Origin of the sequence: Xylanibacter ruminicola (assembly GCF_900107775.1) — a bacterium.
In the GTDB taxonomy this organism is placed as follows: Bacteria; Bacteroidota; Bacteroidia; order Bacteroidales; family Bacteroidaceae; genus Prevotella; species Prevotella ruminicola_C.
Window position 1 is genome coordinate 1 of the sequence record NZ_FNRF01000010.1, and the last position, 1,044, is coordinate 1,044.

At 53.3% G+C, this 1,044-nt stretch carries 1 rRNA gene; it reads left to right on the forward strand.

Annotated features, from left to right (window positions below):
* Window positions 1-1,044 (forward strand): 16S ribosomal RNA (locus tag BLU97_RS15590); the annotation flags it as partial.

A 1,044-nucleotide genomic window follows, 5' to 3' on the forward strand; every position in this document is an offset into this window, starting at 1 on the left:
GACATCTGAAGAATACCAAAGGTTTACCGCTATAGGATGGGGATGCGTCTGATTAGGTAGTAGGCGGGGTAACGGCCCACCTAGCCGACGATCAGTAGGGGTTCTGAGAGGAAGGTCCCCCACATTGGAACTGAGACACGGTCCAAACTCCTACGGGAGGCAGCAGTGAGGAATATTGGTCAATGGACGGAAGTCTGAACCAGCCAAGTAGCGTGCAGGATGACGGCCCTATGGGTTGTAAACTGCTTTTATATAGGGATAAAGTCGGGGACGTGTCCCCGTTTGTAGGTACTATATGAATAAGGACCGGCTAATTCCGTGCCAGCAGCCGCGGTAATACGGAAGGTCCAGGCGTTATCCGGATTTATTGGGTTTAAAGGGAGCGCAGGCTGATGATTAAGCGTGACGTGAAATGTAGCCGCTCAACGGCTGAACTGCGTCGCGAACTGGTTATCTTGAGTGAGTTCGATGTTGGCGGAATTCGTGGTGTAGCGGTGAAATGCTTAGATATCACGAAGAACTCCGATTGCGAAGGCAGCCAACAAGGCCTTTACTGACGCTAAAGCTCGAAGGTGCGGGTATCGAACAGGATTAGATACCCTGGTAGTCCGCACGGTAAACGATGGATGCCCGCTGTTTGCGATATACTGTGAGCGGCCAAGAGAAATCGTTAAGCATCCCACCTGGGGAGTACGCCGGCAACGGTGAAACTCAAAGGAATTGACGGGGGCCCGCACAAGCGGAGGAACATGTGGTTTAATTCGATGATACGCGAGGAACCTTACCCGGGCTTGAACTGCCAGCGAACGATTCAGAGATGATGAGGCCCTTCGGGGCGCTGGTGGAGGTGCTGCATGGTTGTCGTCAGCTCGTGCCGTGAGGTGTCGGCTTAAGTGCCATAACGAGCGCAACCCTTTTCTTTAGTTGCCATCAGGTAATGCTGGGCACTCTGGAGATACTGCCACCGTAAGGTGTGAGGAAGGTGGGGATGACGTCAAATCAGCACGGCCCTTACGTCCGGGGCTACACACGTGTTACAATGGG